20 protein-coding genes are annotated in these 19,464 nt (G+C 40.1%); 8 read left to right on the forward strand and 12 right to left on the reverse strand.

All coding sequences use genetic code 11. The features are described from left to right. Positions 1–10 precede the first annotated feature (10 nt). From AB4J89_RS15720 to AB4J89_RS15745, 6 genes are all read left to right on the forward strand, one after another. Entirely contained in the window at positions 11–985 is a 975-nt protein-coding gene (locus AB4J89_RS15720) for a tripartite tricarboxylate transporter substrate binding protein (RefSeq protein ID WP_227718964.1), read from the forward strand. A 61-nt stretch (positions 986–1,046) separates the two neighbouring features. Then, positions 1,047–1,508 (forward strand): tripartite tricarboxylate transporter TctB family protein, encoded by a 462-nt coding sequence (locus AB4J89_RS15725; RefSeq protein WP_088494295.1) that lies wholly within the window; start codon positions 1,047–1,049, stop codon positions 1,506–1,508. A gap of 19 nt (positions 1,509–1,527) precedes the next feature. Continuing rightward, on the forward strand, positions 1,528–3,045 hold the full coding sequence (locus AB4J89_RS15730; RefSeq protein ID WP_069369516.1) for a tripartite tricarboxylate transporter permease: 1,518 nt from the start codon (positions 1,528–1,530) through the stop codon (positions 3,043–3,045). A gap of 54 nt (positions 3,046–3,099) precedes the next feature. Next, positions 3,100–4,104, forward strand: a complete 1,005-nt coding sequence (locus AB4J89_RS15735) for a LacI family DNA-binding transcriptional regulator (protein WP_088494296.1) — start codon at positions 3,100–3,102, stop codon at positions 4,102–4,104. A gap of 106 nt (positions 4,105–4,210) precedes the next feature. Continuing rightward, on the forward strand, positions 4,211–5,308 hold the full coding sequence (locus AB4J89_RS15740; protein WP_088494297.1) for a Fic family protein: 1,098 nt from the start codon (positions 4,211–4,213) through the stop codon (positions 5,306–5,308). 195 nt (positions 5,309–5,503) lie between these two features. Then, entirely contained in the window at positions 5,504–6,094 is a 591-nt protein-coding gene (locus AB4J89_RS15745) for a DUF4291 domain-containing protein (protein ID WP_311755513.1), read from the forward strand. A 50-nt stretch (positions 6,095–6,144) separates the two neighbouring features. Here AB4J89_RS15745 and metF read toward each other — a convergent pair whose 3' ends face one another. Continuing rightward, positions 6,145–7,044 (reverse strand): methylenetetrahydrofolate reductase, encoded by a 900-nt coding sequence (gene metF, locus AB4J89_RS15750; protein ID WP_088494299.1) that lies wholly within the window; start codon positions 7,042–7,044, stop codon positions 6,145–6,147. 279 nt (positions 7,045–7,323) lie between these two features. Between metF and AB4J89_RS15755 the strand changes: the two genes are divergently transcribed. Continuing rightward, on the forward strand, positions 7,324–7,683 hold the full coding sequence (locus tag AB4J89_RS15755; protein ID WP_088494300.1) for a DUF488 domain-containing protein: 360 nt from the start codon (positions 7,324–7,326) through the stop codon (positions 7,681–7,683). 115 nt (positions 7,684–7,798) lie between these two features. Here the strand turns inward: AB4J89_RS15755 and glpD are convergent, their stop codons facing one another. The 6 genes from glpD to gntX all read right to left on the reverse strand — a co-directional run bounded on the left by glpD (position 7,799) and on the right by gntX (position 13,095). Continuing rightward, positions 7,799–9,292, reverse strand: a complete 1,494-nt coding sequence (glpD, locus tag AB4J89_RS15760; protein WP_088494301.1) for a glycerol-3-phosphate dehydrogenase — start codon at positions 9,290–9,292, stop codon at positions 7,799–7,801. A gap of 309 nt (positions 9,293–9,601) precedes the next feature. Then, positions 9,602–10,360: a DeoR/GlpR family transcriptional regulator gene (locus AB4J89_RS15765; protein WP_006534541.1), complete on the reverse strand. Its 759-nt coding sequence runs from the start codon at positions 10,358–10,360 to the stop codon at positions 9,602–9,604. A gap of 38 nt (positions 10,361–10,398) precedes the next feature. Beyond that, positions 10,399–11,238, reverse strand: a complete 840-nt coding sequence (gene glpG, locus AB4J89_RS15770) for a rhomboid family intramembrane serine protease GlpG (protein WP_311755512.1) — start codon at positions 11,236–11,238, stop codon at positions 10,399–10,401. A gap of 19 nt (positions 11,239–11,257) precedes the next feature. Beyond that, entirely contained in the window at positions 11,258–11,584 is a 327-nt protein-coding gene (gene glpE, locus AB4J89_RS15775; protein WP_069369522.1) for a thiosulfate sulfurtransferase GlpE, read from the reverse strand. A 179-nt stretch (positions 11,585–11,763) separates the two neighbouring features. After that, a complete protein-coding gene (gene nfuA / locus AB4J89_RS15780; RefSeq protein WP_023583208.1) occupies positions 11,764–12,342 on the reverse strand; it encodes a Fe-S biogenesis protein NfuA in 579 nt (192 codons plus the stop codon). Positions 12,343–12,402: 60 nt separating this feature from the next. Further along, complete coding sequence (gene gntX, locus AB4J89_RS15785; RefSeq protein ID WP_227718965.1) at positions 12,403–13,095, reverse strand: DNA utilization protein GntX; 693 nt, start codon at positions 13,093–13,095, stop codon at positions 12,403–12,405. A 37-nt stretch (positions 13,096–13,132) separates the two neighbouring features. On the opposite strand from gntX, the gene bioH reads away from it, so the two are divergent. Continuing rightward, entirely contained in the window at positions 13,133–13,906 is a 774-nt protein-coding gene (gene bioH / locus AB4J89_RS15790) for a pimeloyl-ACP methyl ester esterase BioH (protein WP_088494304.1), read from the forward strand. A gap of 43 nt (positions 13,907–13,949) precedes the next feature. Here the strand turns inward: bioH and AB4J89_RS15795 are convergent, their stop codons facing one another. The 5 genes from AB4J89_RS15795 to AB4J89_RS15815 all read right to left on the reverse strand — a co-directional run bounded on the left by AB4J89_RS15795 (position 13,950) and on the right by AB4J89_RS15815 (position 19,312). Further along, entirely contained in the window at positions 13,950–14,420 is a 471-nt protein-coding gene (locus AB4J89_RS15795) for an OsmC family protein (RefSeq protein WP_368469882.1), read from the reverse strand. Positions 14,421–14,605: 185 nt separating this feature from the next. Beyond that, positions 14,606–14,836, reverse strand: coding sequence for a FeoC-like transcriptional regulator (locus tag AB4J89_RS15800; RefSeq protein ID WP_368469884.1), 231 nt, complete (start codon positions 14,834–14,836; stop codon positions 14,606–14,608). Positions 14,837–14,855: 19 nt separating this feature from the next. Beyond that, complete coding sequence (feoB, locus tag AB4J89_RS15805) at positions 14,856–17,183, reverse strand: Fe(2+) transporter permease subunit FeoB (RefSeq protein ID WP_368469886.1); 2,328 nt, start codon at positions 17,181–17,183, stop codon at positions 14,856–14,858. 48 nt (positions 17,184–17,231) lie between these two features. Continuing rightward, positions 17,232–17,468, reverse strand: coding sequence for a ferrous iron transporter A (gene feoA, locus AB4J89_RS15810; protein ID WP_036914344.1), 237 nt, complete (start codon positions 17,466–17,468; stop codon positions 17,232–17,234). Positions 17,469–17,866: 398 nt separating this feature from the next. Beyond that, positions 17,867–19,312 carry a DUF4026 domain-containing protein gene (locus tag AB4J89_RS15815; protein ID WP_088494308.1) on the reverse strand — a complete coding sequence of 482 codons (1,446 nt, stop codon included), beginning with the start codon at positions 19,310–19,312 and terminating at the stop codon, positions 17,867–17,869. Positions 19,313–19,464: the final 152 nt, after the last annotated feature.

Raw genomic sequence — 19,464 nt, forward strand, 5'->3', positions numbered from 1 at the left:
AAAGGGTTTTATGAAAAAGAGTCTACTCGCAGCGTTGGCGATTACGATGACACTGGGCATGGGGAACGCAGTTGCCCAACAGTTAACGTATCCTACAAAAAATATTGATGTTGTCATCCCGAAAAACCCGGGCGGTGGTACTGATACTTCAGCACGTACTATCATTGAATTTGCAAAAGATGTCATGCCAGCGGGACGTATTTTTGTTCCTGTGAATAAGCCAGCTGGTAATGGTTTAACCGGTCTGATTGAAGTTGCTAATGCGCGTCCAGATGGCACGAAATTAGTTATGACAACCGTTGAACTTGCGATGTTCCCACACCAAGGAAAATCACCAGTTACTTATAAAGACTTCACCCCAATCGCAACAACTATCGCTGATCCAGTCGTGTTAGTTGTTAATGCAGAATCACCTTATACCACGTTACAAGAGTTTATCGATGGCGCGAAAGCGAATCCGGGTAAACTGAAAGTGGGTAACTCAGGTATGGGTGCTATTTATCACTTAGCTGGCGTTAATATCGAACGTACCACTGGCGCTAAATTTAACCATATCCCTTACAACGAAGGTACAGGCCCTTCAATCGCTGCTTTAGTGGGTAACCACATCGATGGCGTATTAACAACGCCGGGTGCCGTTAAATCTCAAGTTGATGCCGGTATTCTACGTGTTCTTGGTGTAATGGATGAGCGTCGTTTCCCATTATTCCCAGCAGTACCTACTTTCAAAGAAGCATTAAAATTAGACACTAACGTGAAAATGCGTGCTTGGGCAGTATTAGCAACAACCGCTAATGTGCCTGATAACGTGAAGAAAGAGTTAGTTGGCGCATTCTCTGAAGTGGTTCAAAAACCTGAATATCAAGAAGCACTGAAAAAACAAGGTATTATGCCTGTATTTATCACTGGTGACGATGCTTACCAAATGATGAAAGAAGACCACGAGATGTATGCTGAGTTAATTTCAGCAACCCTGAAAAAATAACTTTTCTATTATTATAAACCACCCTACCTGTTACGGCAGGTAGGGTCGGGGAGATCCCGACATGACAAAAATCAATACAATCATCGGTGCGATTTCAGTGGCTTTCGGGGCACTAATTATCTATCTCTCCCGTGATATGAGCATGTTTGATGATTATGGTGTGCCTGGGGAGCGTTTTTGGCCTTATGGTCTTGCCATCTTATTTATTTTACTGGGGATTTTTCAATGGATCAGTATTGTGGTTGATAAAATCAAACACGTACATAAGTCTGTTGACCTGAGTTCTACCGCAGTTAAACGCGCTTATGGTTTAGGCATCTTTATGTTGGTCTATGCCACTGGTCTGCACTTTTTTGGTTTTATTATTCCGTCACTGCTTCTTATCCCGGTCATTATGTGGCTGATGAATGAAAGAAAACCTATCGCACTGGTTATTATTCCGGTTGTAATGGTTGCCGCCGTTTATGTCTTCTTTGACATTATCTTTAATTCACCTCTGCCAACCTCCGTCTTTTTTGAGTAAGCGGTAAAGGAGCTTTGAGATGGAAATACTAGACGCTTTAATGGTCGTTTTCAGTCTGGAAACGATAACGATGATCCTGTTAGGGGTATTCGCAGGTATTATTATCGGCGCATTACCAGGCCTAACAGTGAATATGGGGATTGCATTACTTCTCCCATTAACTTACTCCTTCCAAGGAATGACGGGTATCCTCCTGTTATTAGGAATGTATTGTGGTGCCGTTTACGGTGGCTCAATTACTGCGATATTGATTAGTACGCCGGGTACTCCCGCTTCTGCTGCAACGGTATTGGATGGTTATCCAATGGCGAAAAAAGGTGAAGCAGGAAGAGCGCTGGGTTTATCTACGATGGGGTCTATGTTTGGGGGGATTTTTAGTACGATTGCCCTGATCGTTATTGCGCCTCAATTAGCAAAAGTAGCAACAGGTTTCTCTGCGGCTGAATATTTTGCACTGGCGGTATTTGGCATAAGTATTATTACCAGTGTATCATCGCAATCGATTGTGAAAGGATTAATGGGTGGCGCGATAGGTTTGGCTATTGCGACAATTGGACTTGATCCAATGACATCTGGACCTCGTTTCACCTTTGATACTGTGTACCTGATGGGTGGGGTTTCATTTATTCCTATCTTGGTTGGTCTGTTCGCTTTCTCTCAAGGCTTGATTAGTTTTGAAGAAGAGTACCGTGAACGTAAGCAGAAGAAGAGCGAAAAAATTAACGCGCGTATTCACCGAGTCTTACCAACATGGGCTGATTTTAAACGTGTGTTACCAACTTATTTTCGTTCATCTGCCATAGGTACAACGATTGGTGCAATTCCGGGAACGGGCGGAGATATCTCATCATTTATCTCTTATAACGAAGCGAAACGTTGGTCTAAACACCCTGAAGAGTTTGGTCATGGTTCACCAGAAGGTGTTTCTGCGCCAGAAGCTGGTGCAAACTCAGTAACAGGCGGAACCATGGTGCCTTTAATGACCTTAGGTATTCCAGGTGATGGCGCAACTGCCATTATCATGGGTGCATTTATGGTTCAGGGATTGGCATTAGGGCCTCAACTCTTTACTGACAATCCAGTTGAAGTTAACAGCATCTTCATTGGCTTGATGATGGCGAATATTTTCCTCGGTATCTTAGGTTTCTTATGTATGAAACTCTTTGTTCGAGTGATGGATGTTCCGCGTCGCGTATTAGTACCAATTATCTTTGTATTATGTAGTGTAGGTGCTTATTCTGTGAACCATAGTATCATTGATGTATTCGTGATGATGGGGGCAGGGTTACTCGCTTACATTATGATTAAGCTCGATTTCTCCATGTCTCCTGTGGTTATCGGGATTATCTTAGGGCCGATGGCTGAATCAAACTTACGTCGTGCTTTAATGATGTCTCAGGGTGATTTATCTATCCTGTATACACGCCCGATTACAGCGACATTCTTAGGTATTGCGATACTGACGTTGATCCTACCAATTATTGGACCTTCGTTAAAAGCGATGTGGAAGAAATACCGAGCGAAGCCGGCTCAGTAAAGGTTAACTGGCCCTCATCATTAAGATGAGGGCAATATCAATGATGGAATATTAATGGCAAAAACAGTTGAACAGATTGCAAATGACCTGAATTTGTCTATTACCACAGTCAGATTGGTATTAAATGGCAAAGGTGATCAATACCGGATCAGTGCAAAAACGCAAAAGAAGATAGCGGACTATGTTGAGGTGTTTGGTTATACCGTCAATCATGCAGCTAGAAGCTTAAAGCTTAATAAAACAGATACCTACGGATTGGTTATCCCTCGTCTTTCTAACCCATTCTTCGCCGCTTTGGCTGAAAAATTAGAGATGCATTGTCACCAAATTGGTTGTCAGCTAACGATTAGCTGTACCTATGGTGATATCAAAAATGAAAATAAGCTCGTTAAATCAATGGACGAGCGTAATGTTGATGGTATTTTCATTGTGTCATCAAGCCGTAAAAATCAGCTACACCATGTGAAGCATCGTCAAAAACCATTGGTTTTTTTAGATAGAGATTTCTCTGTCAGTGAGGCTATTTGTGTCGCTTCAGATAACTGTGACAGTGGTGCGCAACTGACAAGAGCGATGATAAAGCGAGATGCACCAATTCATTTTTTTGCGGGCGATGCATTATTACCCACCATCGCAGCGCGTTTGCGCGGTTATGTGCAAGCCATAAAAGGGCATTATGGTGATGATAATCGTGTCACTGTCTCTTATGCTGAGCATAATACGACCAAAGATGGTGAGCAGATGATGAAACAGTATTTAGAGCAACATCAGCAAATACCTTCTCATTTTATTGCCTCATCATTGCCTATTCTTGAAGGTTTATTGAGTGTTATCCGTCAGCGTGAAGGAAGTATTCCTGCTCATCTTCATATTGGTACATTCGATGATCATGTGATGCTGAGTTTTTTACCTAATAATGTGTGGTCAATGAAGCAAGACGAAGCGTTATTAGTCGAAAAAGCCTTTGAAATCATGTCTGCAAAGATAGCCGGCACCGCAGTTAAATCCCCTGCATTAATAAAAACACAACTTATCGAACGCCTAATTTCTACCCAATGAGTCAATTAAATCGCTTATTCGCCTCACTTTGTGAGTAGATTAGGCTTTCTATTCGCCTCATTTTGTGAGTAGAATAGAGTTTATATTCGACTCATGAGGGTAATTTATGTGGATTTGGCAACATTCAAACTGGACTCATTTCAGATTTAACAACAGTACCGTGATCCCTTTACTTATTGATACTCGTTTTGTTCAAGGGATGCTCTATGGTCAAAGCCAAATGTTGCCTGAAAACAGTACATCTGCATTAGATTCTATTTTGGCAAATATTATTTATTCGAGTGATATTGAAGGTGAAAAGCTAAATGCATTTTCTGTGCGCTCTTCACTAGCGACTCGTTTAGGTATTGTGGAAGAGAAAACATATCCAACTGATGAAAAGTCAGAGGGTTTTGTGCAAGCTGCATTAGATGCTATTAATAATTTAGATGAACCATTAACTCATGAACGTTTATTTCAATGGCATAACCTATTGTTTCCTGAAGGACATTCTATTTTAAATCCTATTACTTCAGGGAAATACCGAACAGGTATTGTTCAGGTCGTTTCAGGTAAAAGAATTGATAAACCTATTGTACATTTTGAAGCTCCGCCACCTGAATCAATAGAAACTGAGATGGCATTATTTTTGGATTGGTTTAATAAAACAAGAGTTCATTATGAGCCTGATTTGATTATCAGAGCGGCTATTGCCCATCTGTGGTTTTTAACTATTCATCCATTTGAAGATGGTAATGGGCGGATAGGCAGACTTATTATGGATTTAGCATTAGCTCAAGCTGAAAATAAAACAGTCAGATTATATGCGATGTCAAAAACGATTAATGAGCATCGCCAAGAATATTACGACATCATCGAAAATACCCAAAAAGGTGATGGTGATATTACATTATGGCTTCAATGGTTTTTACAAATGCTTCAATTATCTATTTTGGAAGCTACACATGAAATTGATAAGACAGTAAGAGCAACTAAATATTGGCAAACCCATGATCAAGCGTTGTTGTCGCCAGAGCAATCAAAAGTTATCAATAGAATGCTTCAAGGGGATTTTGTCGATGGAATTAATAATAGCCAATATAAGAGTGTGGCAAAAGTGAGTCGAGCAAGTGCAACAAGACATTTAGCATTTCTTGTTGAGCAGGGTTTTTTAGCAGACAGTGGGGCTGGCGGGCGAAGTGTGAGATATATTTTACAAGACTAAATTTTTATTATTTAGCCACAATAGGAACATTAGTCTGCTCGTTTTATTGTTATTCTTTTTTTTACTTTTACAAATGCGCGCTACTCTACTTATCTCGTTTTAACAAAAATAGGGGCTCTTGATTATCTGCAATCAGAGGCTCATAATTTAAGCGGATAGTTCCATTTTATTAATATAAAAGGATATTAAAGAAAGATGAACGATGATGTTGACCGATGTCCTGAGTGTGAAGTAAGGGCGTATTATACGAATGATTTTGTTCGTGTTTATCAAGCCTATTCAAATACTATTGCTCAGAGCGCAGTCGCAAACGGAACATTTGTTTCGCCCCCTTTTAGTATGACCCGTATGACTTGGGTAAAACCTTCCTTTCTTTGGATGATGTACCGTTCTGGTTGGGGACGCAAAGACGCTAATCAAGCTTCTATTCTTGCGGTTGATATTACGCATGAAGGCTTTCAAGAGATGCTGACACAAGGAGTTGTGAGTCATTTTGATCCAGACCGCTATGCCAGTGCGCAAGCGTGGAAAGAAGCGTCAGAAACCAGTAATATCCGCATTCAGTGGGACCCTGAACGTGATATTTATCTGAATCGACTCAGTTATCGTACTATTCAAATTGGTTTGCGAAATCAAGCAGTTGAAAAATATTGCAAAGAGTGGATTGTGAATATTACGGATGTTACCGATAAGGTACGTAAAATAGATGCTTGTATTGCTAATGGTGATCTCGACACCGCATACAGCCTATTACCGGTAGAAAAACCGTATCACTTTGGTGAGTAATTCATCAAGATGTCACCCCGCTTAATTGGCGGGGTAATTGTAAGATAGGATCAGGCTTGCACAAGTTCAGGACGAACACCTAGCGTATGGCAAATAGCATAGGTTAATTCTGAACGATTAAGTGTATAAAAATGGAAATCTTTGACTCCTTCACGGCTTAAAATCTTCACCATATCAATAGCAATCGAAGCACCTACCAGACTACGCGTTTCAGGATCATTATCTAACCCATCAAACATTTTATGCATCCAACCCGGAATTTTTACATTGGTTAAACCTGCAAAGCGTTTTAGTTGTTTAAAATTCGTGACAGGTAAAATTCCCGGCACAATCTCAACATCAATACCTGTTGAAACGCAGCGATCACGAAAACGTAAATAGCTTTCGACATCAAAGAAAAATTGAGTGATCGCGCGATTTGCTCCCGCATCTACTTTTCTTTTTAAGTTAATTAAATCTGCTTGTGCACTTTTTGCTTCAGGATGCACTTCAGGATAAGCCGCAACAGAGATATCAAAATCACCCACGCCTTTGAGTAAGTGAACTAAATCTGTGGCATACATATCGGGTTTTTGAGAGTTGTCTGGTAAATCGCCTCGTAAGGCAACAATATGGCGAATGCCACTTTGCCAATAATCTTGTGCGATATGTTGTAGCTCTTCACGGCTAGCATCAACGCAAGTCAAATGCGGTGCGGCTTCTAATCCTGTGCGCTCTTTAATTCCTTTAATAATCGAGTGAGTTCTATCTCGCTCGCCTGAGTTTGCACCATAAGTCACAGAAACAAAGCTCGGTTTTAAGGTATTTAAGCGCGCAAGAGATTGCCAAAGAGTATTTTCCATCTCTTCGGTACGAGGCGGGAAAAACTCAAAGGAAACTTGGATCTGACCATCAAGTTCGGCAAGATTTTGATTTAATGCTTCATGTTGGCTTGCGTGATAAAAGCTCATACCTGTACCTCATCAATCATGTCACTGTGTTGTTATTCTTATTTAAGTATCACTACCTATTTACCCATCTAACCATTTAGACGTCTAGATGTAGATTCTCTTAATTAGGCTATTTAGTCAACAACTATTCACCCTGTTTTTGATGAGGATAATTCAATAGAAATGAGAGAAAACTTCATGTTGAAGTCTTCTTTAATAAAGAAAATTAGCTTCACTATGCATAAGCTGTGTGATTTTTCTTCTACAATTAAATGAATTAACTTATTGAAGGGAGGCGAAATGATCACCTGTAAGCGAGTGTATAACGATAAAGAGGGAACCCATGAAGGTTATCGCGTATTAGTGGATAGATTGTGGCCAAGAGGCGTGAAAAAAACAGACTTTCATTATGATGAGTGGAATAAAGAGGTTGCACCTTCGACCGAATTACGAAAATGGTTTCATGCTGGTGGCGGCGATTTTACTGAATTTACCCAACGTTATATTGCCGAATTGACAGGCGCTCCTGAACATTGGCAACCTCTCCTTGTGATAGCAAAAGAGCAACCGCTAGTACTACTTTATTCAGGCAAAGATGAGCAACAAAATAATGCAACTGTATTAAAAGCTTTTTTAGAAAAACAGTTAGCACGCTGTTAATAATGAATAATTTGAGCGTTTTGGTAAAAAAAGAAAAAAAAGTGGCGCGGTATTAGGCGCCACAAAAATTGCTAATAAAAACATCGAACAGAGTCAGAGAATATTTTTGCTACTCTTATGCAGTGTGTGTATTTGCCGCTAACCATTGACTAATACGTTGTTTTTGTTCGTCATTTAGCCACATGCCGAGTTTGGTACGACGCCAAATAGCATCATCAACTTCGATAACCCACTCATGTTTTACTAAATAACGTAATTCTGCTTCATACAGATTATGACCAAAGTTTTCACCCATACCTGCTAAATCAGTAATACCTTCAAGCAGTAATTCAGTGTTGCTACCGTAAGTACGGGCAAAACGCAGTGCGAGTGCTTCTGGTAACCAAGGGTGACGCTGACGAATTAAACGAGAATAACCATCACGATCACAACCTTCTAAATTACCACCCGGTAATTGACCGTTTTTAGTCCACGGTTTACCCATATTAGGGAAATAGCTCACGAGTTTATCAACAGCGTGTTCACCTAATTTACGATAAGTCGTTAATTTACCACCAAATACAGATAACAGTGGTGTTTGGCCATTATCATCGTGAACATCTAAGGTGTAATCACGGGTGATCGCTTGTGGAGAATCTGATTCATCGTCACATAATGGACGCACGCCAGAGTAATCCCAAACCACATCTTCTTTGGTTAACTGCTTTTTAAAGTGATCGTTATAGACTTTCAGTAAGTACTGAATTTCGTTGTCATCAATCGCGACATCTTTAGGATCGCCGTTATATTCAACATCCGTAGTACCGATGATAGAGAACTCATCCATCCAAGGAATAACGAAAACGATACGGTTATCTTCGTTTTGTAAAATATAAGCTTGTGGTTCGTTATGAGCACGAGGAATAACAATATGGCTACCTTTAATTAAGCGGATGCCATAAGGTGATTTCAGTTTTAAGCCTTCATCAAACAACGTTTTAACCCAAGGGCCGGCGGCATTGACAAGAGCTTTTGATTGATAGAGCGATGTTTCACCAGTGCGTAAATCTTGCGCTTCTACCATCCATAAATTATTTTCACGCCAAGCGCGAGTGACTTTAGTGCGAGTGCGCACTTCACCGCCACGACGGACAATCTCTTGTGCGTTGAGTACCACTAAACGTGCATCATCAACCCAGCAGTCTGAATATTCAAAACCGCGTGTTAATTCTGGTTTTAACACAGAATTTGCACCGAATTTAATGCCTTTACTGCTTGGCAGGCTGACACGTTTTCCTAAATGATCATAAAGGAATAGACCAATACGGATCATCCAAGCTGGGCGTAAGTGTGGTTGGTGCGGTAGACGAAAGCGCATTGGAAATGCGATATGTGGTGCTAAACGTAATAATACTTCACGCTCTGCCAGTGCTTCGCTTACTAAGCGAAACTCATAATGTTCTAGATAGCGTAAACCACCATGAATAAGTTTAGAGCTCGCGGAAGATGTCGCACTTGCTAAGTCTTGAGCTTCCAGCATAAGTACTGAAAGGCCTCGGCCAGCTGCATCCGCCGCAATTCCAGCGCCGTTTATTCCGCCGCCGATGACAATCAAGTCTTGAGTTTTCATAACATCCTCCTACGAATGCGCGAAACAATTCTTTAATGTTCGTTTTCGCTCATAATTGTAATGAAGTTTGATGAAAATGCCAACTATATAACTGATAAAAAACATAACCGCGTGATATGGATAACAATTTATTATCATATCCACATTTTTTGTGGGCTTATTAAAAATAAACAACATTGTTAATGTATTAATAAAAAAGACAGGTGATGTATCAAAAAAGAGTGTAAATAGAATGAGTTAATTAGAGTTTAGTAAAAAATAGGCGAAAAAAAAGTACCTAAGAAGGTACTTTTTGAGGAATCTATTCAATTAACATAATTCGAGTTGAACGTTGTGTTGCTCAACAATTTTTTGGATCCCTGCTGGTGGTTCTTGATCGGTAAATAAGTAGTCGATCAAATTCATATTGCCTAAATTCACCATTGCATTACGACCAAACTTAGAATGGTCAGTCACCAACATTACGCAGCGTGAGTTTTCGATAATTGCGCGTTTAGTTCGAACTTCATGGTAATCAAACTCAAGTAGAGAACCATCCATATCGATGCCGCTTATCCCTAAGATGCCGTAATCAAGACGGAATTGAGAGATAAAATCAAGTGTAGCTTCACCGACAATACCACCATCTCGCGTACGTACTTCACCACCGGCAAGAATTAAGCGAAAGTCTTCTTTGCCCATCAGTAACGTTGCCACATTGAGATTGTTGGTCACGATACGTAGGTTTTTGTGGTTAATTAAAGCATGCGCAACGGCTTCAGGTGTTGTTCCGATATCAATAAACAGTGTTGCACCATCAGGAATTAAGCTTGCTACTCGTTGTGCGATACGTGATTTTTCATCAGACCACATGATTTTACGATCATGATAAGCCGTATTCACGGAGCTTGAAGGTAATGCTGCACCGCCGTGATGACGTTGGATTTTGTTCTTTTCCGCTAATTCATTTAAATCACGTCGGATTGTCTGTGGGCTGACTTCAAAATGCTCCACCAATTCTTCAGTGCTGACATAGCCTTGTAGGCGTACCAGTTCAATGATGGCATCATGTCGTTGCGTTTGCTTCACAGGTATCCCCTAATGTTAAAAATATCATGTTAATTTTATTATGATCTACGAGATAATTGATGTCGATTATCCCACAAAGCCATCAATAAGCCGATAAGGAAGCCTGCAAAATGTGCAGTATTTCCGATTGAGTCACCTAAAACGCCCATGTAGCCCGCAACAATCCACAAAATCGAAAAGCCGATTAAGCCTGTTGGAGCACCAATACCTTTTTCTGGATTACGTATTCCCGTTAAGCCTACATAGCCGATTAATGCGTAAACAACACCGGAAAGCCCACCAAAATTAGAGTCTGTAAACAGTGATTGTGCCCAATTACTAAAGAGCGCAGAAACGAGCATGATGACAAATAGTTTACCCGTACCTAATCGTTGCTCTGTTTGACTTGCGAGATACCACCACATCGCAAGGTTAAAGGCGATGTGCATCAGTGAGAAGTGAACAAACGCAGGGGTGATATAGCGCCAAACTTCAAAGTTCAGGCTCTCTTTGTAAGGCCATGCCAGATGGAGCATAACGTTATAATCGCCTACTACTTGTTGCCAAATAAAAATAAGGATACATAAAATGACCACCAGTACCGTTAATGGGCCTGAGCGTTGCACCATATTTTTTATCGAAAAGGCAGGGCGATATTTTATACCCGTATTCTTCGGATCTCCGGTTTGCCAACTCGCTGCTTGGTAACGTGGGTGAAAAGGCTCACGTAAAAAAGTATTTAGTTCTTTTTCAACCATATCCAACTGATGTTGGTCTTCTAACCAAAGTGAGATCTGCTGATTTTCATTTTTTGCGTGAATTCGCACACCTTTCGTTGTCATATAATTGACAAATAAATCAGCTGCTTGAGGGTTAGAAAGCGTAATAATGTGGATCATTAACAAAACTCATCTGTAGTTATTGCAGAGAAGTTATCGCTTGTGGAAACTCTCTTAGCCATGCTTCAAAACCACCGTTGATACTATAAACGGTTTCAAAGCCCATATTGACCAGATATTGAGCTGCGCCTTGGCTGCTATGACCGTGATAACACATCACCATAACAGGAACATCAAAGTCAGCATCTTGTAAAAATTGGTTTAGCGTATCATTGGTGAGATGAAATGCGCCAGTAGCATGACCAATGCGGTAACTCTGAGGATCTCTTACATCAACTAAGATTGCCGATTGAGATGTCCAGAATTGATAGGCTTGTTCAATACTAAGAAATTGAAACTTATCCATAATTGTCTTATTTATTATATTGTTAATTGATTTATTTGTTCTGAGCGAGAGAACGATACATTTATCATAACGTCAAATGGGTAAAGATGACGTTACACTTTGTAAATGATTATTTTAATAAACAAATCCCCCATGATATCAGTGCAGGTGAGTATCATAGGGGATGTGATACTGAGGGATCAGTAGTAGGAGTGTTCGCCGCGTTGGTGTTCAGTTAAATCTTTCACACCTTTCAATTCATCTGGGAACAGGTTTAACAGCTCTTTTTCGATACCATCTTTTAATGTGACATCAATCATTGAACAACCGTTACAGCCACCACCAAATTGTAAGATAGCATAACCATCTTCAGTGATTTCCATCAGACTAACGCGACCACCATGACCGGCTAATTGTGGGTTAATTTGTGATTGTAGTACGTATTCGACGCGTTCAATTAACGGTGCATCAGCATCGACTTTACGCATTTTTGCGTTAGGTGCTTTCAGCGTTAATTGTGAGCCCAGTTGGTCAGTGACAAAGTCAATTTCTGCATCTTCTAAGAAAGGTGCGCTGATGTCATCAACATACGCAGAAAGTTTTTCGAACTTAATTTCAGTATCGTTTGGCTCTACGGCATCAGGTGGGCAGTATGAAACGCCACATTCAGCATTAGGTGTGCCTGGATTGATAACGAATACACGAATTTGGGTGTTGGGTTCTTGGTTAGCCAGTAGTTTGGCAAAATGCGCCTGTGCGGCATCAGTAATAATAATCATATCGTCTTGCTCAATAGTTGACTGTTCTGGTTGGTTATCATACGCCCAATTGGCGGTTAACTACAAGGTTCGGCAAATCGCCCATACCTCAACAGAGCGTGCTCCCGCACGAAATAACAAGGGGGCAATGCTCTTTAATGTCGCGCTTGTAGTGATAACATCATCAATTAGTGCCAGATTTTTCCCTGATACCGACACTGTGTTATTTAATACAAATGCATTCTTTAAATTTTGTTGCCTTTGTTTGGCATTAAGATGCGTTTGCACCAGTGTAGCACGAGTTCTTATCAGGGTATCCGGTTGATAAGCACAATTTAGCCACCTTGCCAAAGGCTTAGCGATAGCTTCTACTTGCTCAAAGCCTCTAGACCAACGGCGATGATGATGCGAAGGAACGCTAATAATTCTGTCAGGTATCTGCACCAAGTTTTCTCGCCGATGTGAAAGCCATCGCAATAGAAAAAGTCGTGCAAGACATAAAGCTATTTGAGGGCGAGGTTGGTATTTATAAAGGTGTAATAATTTATTTAATGGCGGTTGATAGTCAGTGACTGTCAACATCTGTTTCCATAATGGAGGCGATTGCAAGCAGCGTCCACATAGCATCATAGAGTGAGATGAGGGATATAAACAGCATGGGCAGCGGTTATGCTGTTTAGGTAAATGTCGAATACAACTCGAACAAACACCTTTAGTATCATAATGTAAGGGTTGGCGACACAACCAACAATATCCTGCTATTGTTATCCACATAATGAAAATCCCTGTACTAAGAGAAGAGAGCATAACAATGAATAAATTGTATTGGCAGACAATGGGTGAAGGAAAAACGCATCTTGTGCTATTACACGGATGGGGATTGAATGCAGAGGTCTGGCAATCATTAATACTGCGGCTAAGCTCGCATTTTACACTGCATCTTGTTGATCTCCCAGGATATGGTCGTAGCCAAGGTTTTCCTGTTCTTACATTAAAAGAGATGGCTGATATTGTTTTTGCCAAAGCCCCCGATAATGCCATTTGGTTAGGATGGTCTTTAGGGGGATTAGTCGCCAGCCGTGTTGTTTTAGATAATCCCAATAATGTACAAGCATTGATTACAGTGGCTTCTTCGCCTTGCTTTGCTGCTCATGAGGATTGGCCGGGTATCAAACCTGAAGTGTTAAAGGGATTTGAACAACAGTTAAACGAGAATTTTCATCGCACAGTTGAACGTTTTTTAGCACTGCAAACATTGGGCACACAAAGTGCGCGTGAAGATATGAAGGCATTAAAGTCAGTAGTATTAGAGCAACCACTCCCTTCTGTCGAAGTACTTAATGGTGGACTAGAAATTTTGCGTACTGAGGATTTACGAGAAGAGTTGAAAACGCTGAGTTGTCCTTTTATTCGTTTTTATGGCTATTTAGATGGCTTAGTTCCTCGGAAAGTGGCTGGATTATTAGATGCTATTTATCCTCATTCACCTTCTGTTATTTTCCGTAATGCGGCTCATGCGCCGTTTATTTCACATCCAGATGAATTTGCTCAAACGTTAATTGAGGCTTGTGAAATAACATCATAATTATCACCCAAAACTGCCCATACTTGAGGGCAGTTTTGAGAGTTTATAACTCTCTATTTTCAATGTGGTTTTCGACACTATAAGATGTTTCACAAATCGGCGGATTTTTAATAGTGTCAAAAACAGGGCAAGTGCGTTCAATAAAAGCGATAAATGCCGCGATCTCTTCTTCACTATTATCTGCTTCAATAAAAAACTCGGTCGTAATTTTACTAAAACCGATTTTGGCTTCTTTATTTTTTCCGGTAAAACCATCGGTATCTAATTCGCCTCTGACTTCAATGCGAATATTTTTAAGATTAATTTGGTGCATACGTGCAAAGCTTTTTGCCACGATACCTTTACAAGCACCTAGCGTACCTAACAGTGCTTCCACAGGATTCATGGCACTGTCTTTACCTCCCAGTGATACAGGTTCATCAAGTAAAAATTGAAATTGGCGCGACGCGCATTGCATTTGTAATTTGCCTTGCTCGCCTGTGGTAATTGTTGATGAGAATTCAGTTATTGGCATAATTTTTATATTCTTATTAAGTGAAATTAAATAGACGTCTTTACGTCTATATTTAATGGATTATGCCGTGATAGTTAGGAAAGTAAATCATTAAATAGGAAGATGAAAATGATTCATCTTGCGCATTAGATAAAAAAATCCCCTACATAAAGTAAGGGATTATTATGATGGTATTTATCAATTTGTTAGACTATTTGATAAAGCTTTGTCTGGCAGGCGGTGGCCTCTGGGCAATTTTTACAGCTACCCGTAAGACAATCCTCGACATCGACTTCTTGAAGCTTACCCATCAATGTGAGCCGTTCTAACATTGCTTGTACCAACGGTTCAGGCATATTGAGTTGATGGCTGATAAGACGGGCATCGGCTCGACCATTAAGGGCGATACAATTACGTACTTCTATCAAACTGGCCATCTTACTTTTCCTTTGTCACTTAGTGACAGCTACCTTTTGAACAACATTGTTTAGTCAATGATGACTTATTGCTTAAGTTAATTGTTAGACGATTACGAGCATTACGCAACAAGATAAATAGAATTAAGTTAAATATCACAACCGCAGCAATGGTGATTGTACTGCTTTGTGGATGCTCGCTGAAGGTTGCGGTTTGATAGAACAGCGCAGCCAGTGAGTAAGCAATATTTAATCCCCAAAGAATAGAGAAGGTCATCCAGCCACGACTAGTTTCACGAGCGATAGCACCCATTACTGAAACACAAGGTACATACAGTAAAACAAAGATTAAGTAGCTATAAGCAGCAATGCCTGAACCGAATTTAGCGCCCATGGTTCCCATTGTGCCGGTATCCATTTCACCATCACCTTTACTGGCTTCAATTGGGTTAGAAAGTGCAGCTAAAGTGAAAGTCTCTTTTAAGCTATCCCATGTTTCACCAAAGGCATCACCAATTTCTCCCCACAGGTCGAATTCTTCAGGATCAAATGGCTCATTAACAATGCTTTCTGCGGTATAGAGGGTATTTAATGTTCCCACAACCACTTCTTTTGCCATCGCACCAGTGACTAAACCAACCGTTGCTTGCCAGTTATCATTGTGAACACCAATAGGTTGCAGTAATGGTGTGATCACTTTACTGACAGAAGCTAATGCAGAATCATTGATGTTATCCGCAGGTTTACCAGAGAAGGTAAAGCTATTTAGCGCACCAATAAACATACTCGCAATAATGATGACTTTACCTGCACGTACAACGAAACCTTTTAGGCGTTGCCATGTTTGCATGAGTAACGTTTTTAGGTGGGGAACGTGATAAACAGGTAGTTCCATCACGAAAGGTGACGCTTCACCGCGCATAATGGTGTGTTTTAGCAGCAAGCCAGTAAGGATAGCAACCACAATACCGAGAAGATAAAGTGAGAAAACAACACTCGCGCCGTTTTTACCAAAGAAGGCTGCCGCAAATACCGCGAAGATAGCTAAACGAGCACCACAAGACATAAACGGTGCCATTAATACGGTGATTAATCGTTCTCTTGGTGCATCAAGAGTACGAGCACCCATAATAGAAGGTACGTTACAACCAAAACCAACAATCAGTGGTACGAATGATTTACCCGGTAAACCCAGAGCCTGCATCAATCTATCCATAACAAACGCGGCACGAGCCATATAACCTGAGTCTTCAAGGATAGATAAAAAGAGATACATCATCCCGATTTGTGGCACTAATGGCAGAACAGTATTGATACCACCACCGACACCTTGTGCAAGGAAAATTGTCAGCCATTCAGGGAAGTTAAAAGTTGAGCCAATCCATTGAATACCATGAATAAAGATAGCTTCAGAGCCACCTTCAAAAGCAGGTTGTAATGCACCACCGATGTTAATCGCAAGTACAAACATTAAATACATGACAAATAGGAAGATAGGTACGCCTAACCAACGGTTTAATATCACTTTATCGATATTTTGTGTCAGGATATTTGGCTTAATAGACTCCATATTAATCACAGCATGACAGATGCGCTCAATATTTTGATAACGGGCATCAGCAATGACTAATTCTGGTTCATTATTGTGTTCATCTTGAATTCGTTGGCGAATGGCTTTGATATCTTCACTGGTGACTTGCGCACGTTGATGGGTATAGATATCCCCTTCTAAACACTGTAATGCCATCCAACGACGTTGCTGTAAATTAAACTCATCATGATTAATTTTTTCAGCAAGTGCCTCGACTTCATTTAATAACCATAGTGGATAAGAAGTCAGTAATTCTTGTGGTTTTTTCTTTTCAGCAGGGAAGGTATCAATGGCTTCTTTGAGCTTATCAATGCCAGATGCTTTGGTTGAAATCATTGGAATAACAGGGCAACCCAGTTGCTCTGAAAGTGCATTGATATCAATTTGCATATCTTGGTGTTCTGCAATATCGAGCATGTTTAATGCCACAATACATGGAATACCAAGCTCAAGCAGTTGCAATGTCAAATAGAGGTTACGCTCAAGATTTGATGCATCAACCACGTTAATCAGCATGTCTGCTTCATTACTTAAAATGAAATGGCAGGCAATTTGCTCATCAAGAGATGTCTGTTCTGAAATTGTCGTTAAAGAGTAAGTCCCGGGTAAATCGACGAGCTCAATTTTATGATTTGCAGTTGTGAAACGACCAACTTTGCGTTCGACCGTTACACCCGCCCAGTTACCCACACGCTGACGAGAGCCTGTTAACTGATTAAAGAGTGTTGTTTTACCGGCATTAGGATTACCGATAAGACCTATAGTGAGAGGAGTCATAATAGTGATGCCAATAGTTGTCTTGCCTGGTTGAATGAGAAATAACGATTATTTTTCGTTATGAACCACTTCGCTAAGATTAATGAGTGCGAGATCTTTTTTTCTCAAAATTAGGGACACTCGGTGAGTTTCTATTTGAATAGGATCACCCAGTGGTGCGATACGAATAACGTTAAACACAGCGCCAGGTAACATACCTAAAGATAATAGTTTCTGTCTGTATGCAGGGCTAATCTGAGGTGAGTAGCTCAAGATTTTATAACTGTGATTTGGGATCAGAGACATAATCGTCCTTCCACGAATATTGATACAAAAAATAATGATACTGATAATTATTAACGCGTATGAGAATTCACACAATAATAGTCAGGGTAATTATAATAAATATTTTTAATGCTAATGAGAATTATAATTATCCTTATTGGGTATAATTTAGCCTAGTCTACGCTTATCTACACTTGATTTAAATCAACCAGAGAAAAGATATTAGGATGAAAATAGGCTGTTTGCCTTATCTGTTACTAGACAAAAACAAAATGTGAAGAGTTGAAATGTCAACGTAGCAACAAAATAACAATCAGTTAATGATGTTAACGGGTAACAATATAAAAGTAGATTTTAAGAATATGAAGATCGCGAGCTTAAGTAAAAAGCTCGCGTTGTCATGGTGAAATACTCGCTAATTAGTGAGTTTGCTGGTGGCTAAAAAGTTGGTAAATATTGTTCGGGGTATAACTATCATCTTCGTATGAAACGACCCAATCAGTTATTAATGCGGTGTTGATAGGATAGGTTTCACCTTCTTGCATATCCTCAACGTAAAATGGCACGTTGAGTAATTTTGCATAAATGGTATCTCCATCACGAGACTGTGGCACAAACCACATATGCTCTAGTTCTTTTTCTTCCCCATCACCATAAGGAATACCGAACTTGATCATAAACTGCCAAGGGTTTTCGGTTTCTTCAGGTTTGTCTTTTCCTAATAACTTAGAGAGGAAACCACTCTTTTTCTCAACAGGTGGCTGATTATAGTTATCAAACATAGAAACGAAGTATTCCCAGCGTCGCTTGGCTTTTTCAGACATCTCATAGGTTTCTTCATTACTACGCAGTAGCATCATTGCTTGTTGTTCTTCATAACCTTTAAAGAAAGTTTCTAAAATTGGGTTTTCTTCATTGGTTCTAAATAGCATGGAAGAAGGATGTTGATGATATTCATCACGATCGGCTAAATCACCCAAGAAAACGCCATTTGGTGCGCCTTCAGTGTCATAACGCATTTCCTCTAAAGGTCTAAGGCTTTCAAGCGGTGTTGATTGATTAACATGGCGAATACCCTCTTCAAAAGGTAAGGCGACAAGATACTCTAAGCCTGATGATGTTTGACCACAAAGCATCGGTTCACCAAATTCGATTTGGCGATGATTAATACTGTTGTTAACAAAGCAACGGAAGAGATCAGGAATACCATAGTAAGACTCAAGCATACTTGGAATAACTAAATCGACTTCGGTCAAGCCACAACGTGCTAATCCATGAGTATGGAACCAGAACATGGTTGGTGGATCATTTTCTGTATCATAGACAGCATGAATAACATATAAGCTTTCTACTTCAGGATAGAGATCGGGTGTTTCTAATTGAAAGCGGACCCACTCAGGCGTTAATGCTTTACCTGCTGCTGATTCATCTAATGCTAAGATCATTTCTGGTGCGATGATATTGAGAAAATTCAGTTGATGACGATAACTTGCTAAAGGATGCAAGGTTTCAGTAAAAAGTGTTTCTAATAATAAATCTTGTGTTGTCGCATTTGCATGCGCAAGTAGTTGCGGCGTGAGTTCGTCAGTCGAATACATTGGGCGTATTTCGTAATCTTCATCACGAGGGTAAAGGCAGACAAAAAAATGTAATTCGTCATCACCATGCTGACAACGATAGAAAAAACCGTCATCAATATTTTCACTTAGGTAATTGATTTCACCATCAGTGTAATCTGTCTGTTCTTCTAGGCGTTGTTCAATAAGCGCATAGTTTAGTGGCTGTGCAGGGAAAGCCACTATACGAGAGGGCACTTTTTCTCCTTGCCCGGCTGCGATATCTAAGTACTGCTGTCTGTTATCCATGTTTTTTATCACTCGTATATTAAAGATAGAAAAATAGGATATCAGGGATAACAAGAGAGGAATAGATGGAGTTATCTGAGCTTAAGCTGGTTAATTAATCTATTGTTAATGGTGAGGATTAATGAAAAATAAAAAAGCGAATATCTTATAAA

This window comes from Proteus sp. STS61-E, from assembly GCF_040932335.1.
Lineage (GTDB): Bacteria > Pseudomonadota > Gammaproteobacteria > Enterobacterales > Enterobacteriaceae > Proteus > Proteus mirabilis_B.

Excerpts from the sequence above, each read along its gene's own strand:
- feoA (WP_036914344.1), bottom strand. The coding sequence starts at position 17,468 with ATGTCTCTGATCCCAAATCACAGTTATAAAATCTTGAGCTACTCACCT.
- AB4J89_RS15795 (WP_368469882.1), bottom strand. The coding sequence starts at position 14,420 with ATGCCAATAACTGAATTCTCATCAACAATTACCACAGGCGAGCAAGGC.
- nfuA (WP_023583208.1), bottom strand. The coding sequence starts at position 12,342 with ATGATTATTATTACTGATGCCGCACAGGCGCATTTTGCCAAACTACTG.
- AB4J89_RS15815 (WP_088494308.1), bottom strand. The coding sequence starts at position 19,312 with ATGGATAACAGACAGCAGTACTTAGATATCGCAGCCGGGCAAGGAGAA.
- glpG (WP_311755512.1), bottom strand. The coding sequence starts at position 11,238 with ATGATCCACATTATTACGCTTTCTAACCCTCAAGCAGCTGATTTATTT.
- bioH (WP_088494304.1), top strand. The coding sequence starts at position 13,133 with ATGAATAAATTGTATTGGCAGACAATGGGTGAAGGAAAAACGCATCTT.
- metF (WP_088494299.1), bottom strand. The coding sequence starts at position 7,044 with ATGAGCTTTTATCACGCAAGCCAACATGAAGCATTAAATCAAAATCTT.
- AB4J89_RS15745 (WP_311755513.1), top strand. The coding sequence starts at position 5,504 with ATGAACGATGATGTTGACCGATGTCCTGAGTGTGAAGTAAGGGCGTAT.
- AB4J89_RS15725 (WP_088494295.1), top strand. The coding sequence starts at position 1,047 with ATGACAAAAATCAATACAATCATCGGTGCGATTTCAGTGGCTTTCGGG.
- glpD (WP_088494301.1), bottom strand. The coding sequence starts at position 9,292 with ATGAAAACTCAAGACTTGATTGTCATCGGCGGCGGAATAAACGGCGCT.
- AB4J89_RS15755 (WP_088494300.1), top strand. The coding sequence starts at position 7,324 with ATGATCACCTGTAAGCGAGTGTATAACGATAAAGAGGGAACCCATGAA.
- AB4J89_RS15735 (WP_088494296.1), top strand. The coding sequence starts at position 3,100 with ATGGCAAAAACAGTTGAACAGATTGCAAATGACCTGAATTTGTCTATT.
- feoB (WP_368469886.1), bottom strand. The coding sequence starts at position 17,183 with ATGACTCCTCTCACTATAGGTCTTATCGGTAATCCTAATGCCGGTAAA.
- AB4J89_RS15800 (WP_368469884.1), bottom strand. The coding sequence starts at position 14,836 with ATGGCCAGTTTGATAGAAGTACGTAATTGTATCGCCCTTAATGGTCGA.
- glpE (WP_069369522.1), bottom strand. The coding sequence starts at position 11,584 with ATGGATAAGTTTCAATTTCTTAGTATTGAACAAGCCTATCAATTCTGG.
- AB4J89_RS15730 (WP_069369516.1), top strand. The coding sequence starts at position 1,528 with ATGGAAATACTAGACGCTTTAATGGTCGTTTTCAGTCTGGAAACGATA.
- AB4J89_RS15720 (WP_227718964.1), top strand. The coding sequence starts at position 11 with ATGAAAAAGAGTCTACTCGCAGCGTTGGCGATTACGATGACACTGGGC.
- AB4J89_RS15740 (WP_088494297.1), top strand. The coding sequence starts at position 4,211 with ATGTGGATTTGGCAACATTCAAACTGGACTCATTTCAGATTTAACAAC.
- gntX (WP_227718965.1), bottom strand. The coding sequence starts at position 13,095 with ATGTGGATAACAATAGCAGGATATTGTTGGTTGTGTCGCCAACCCTTA.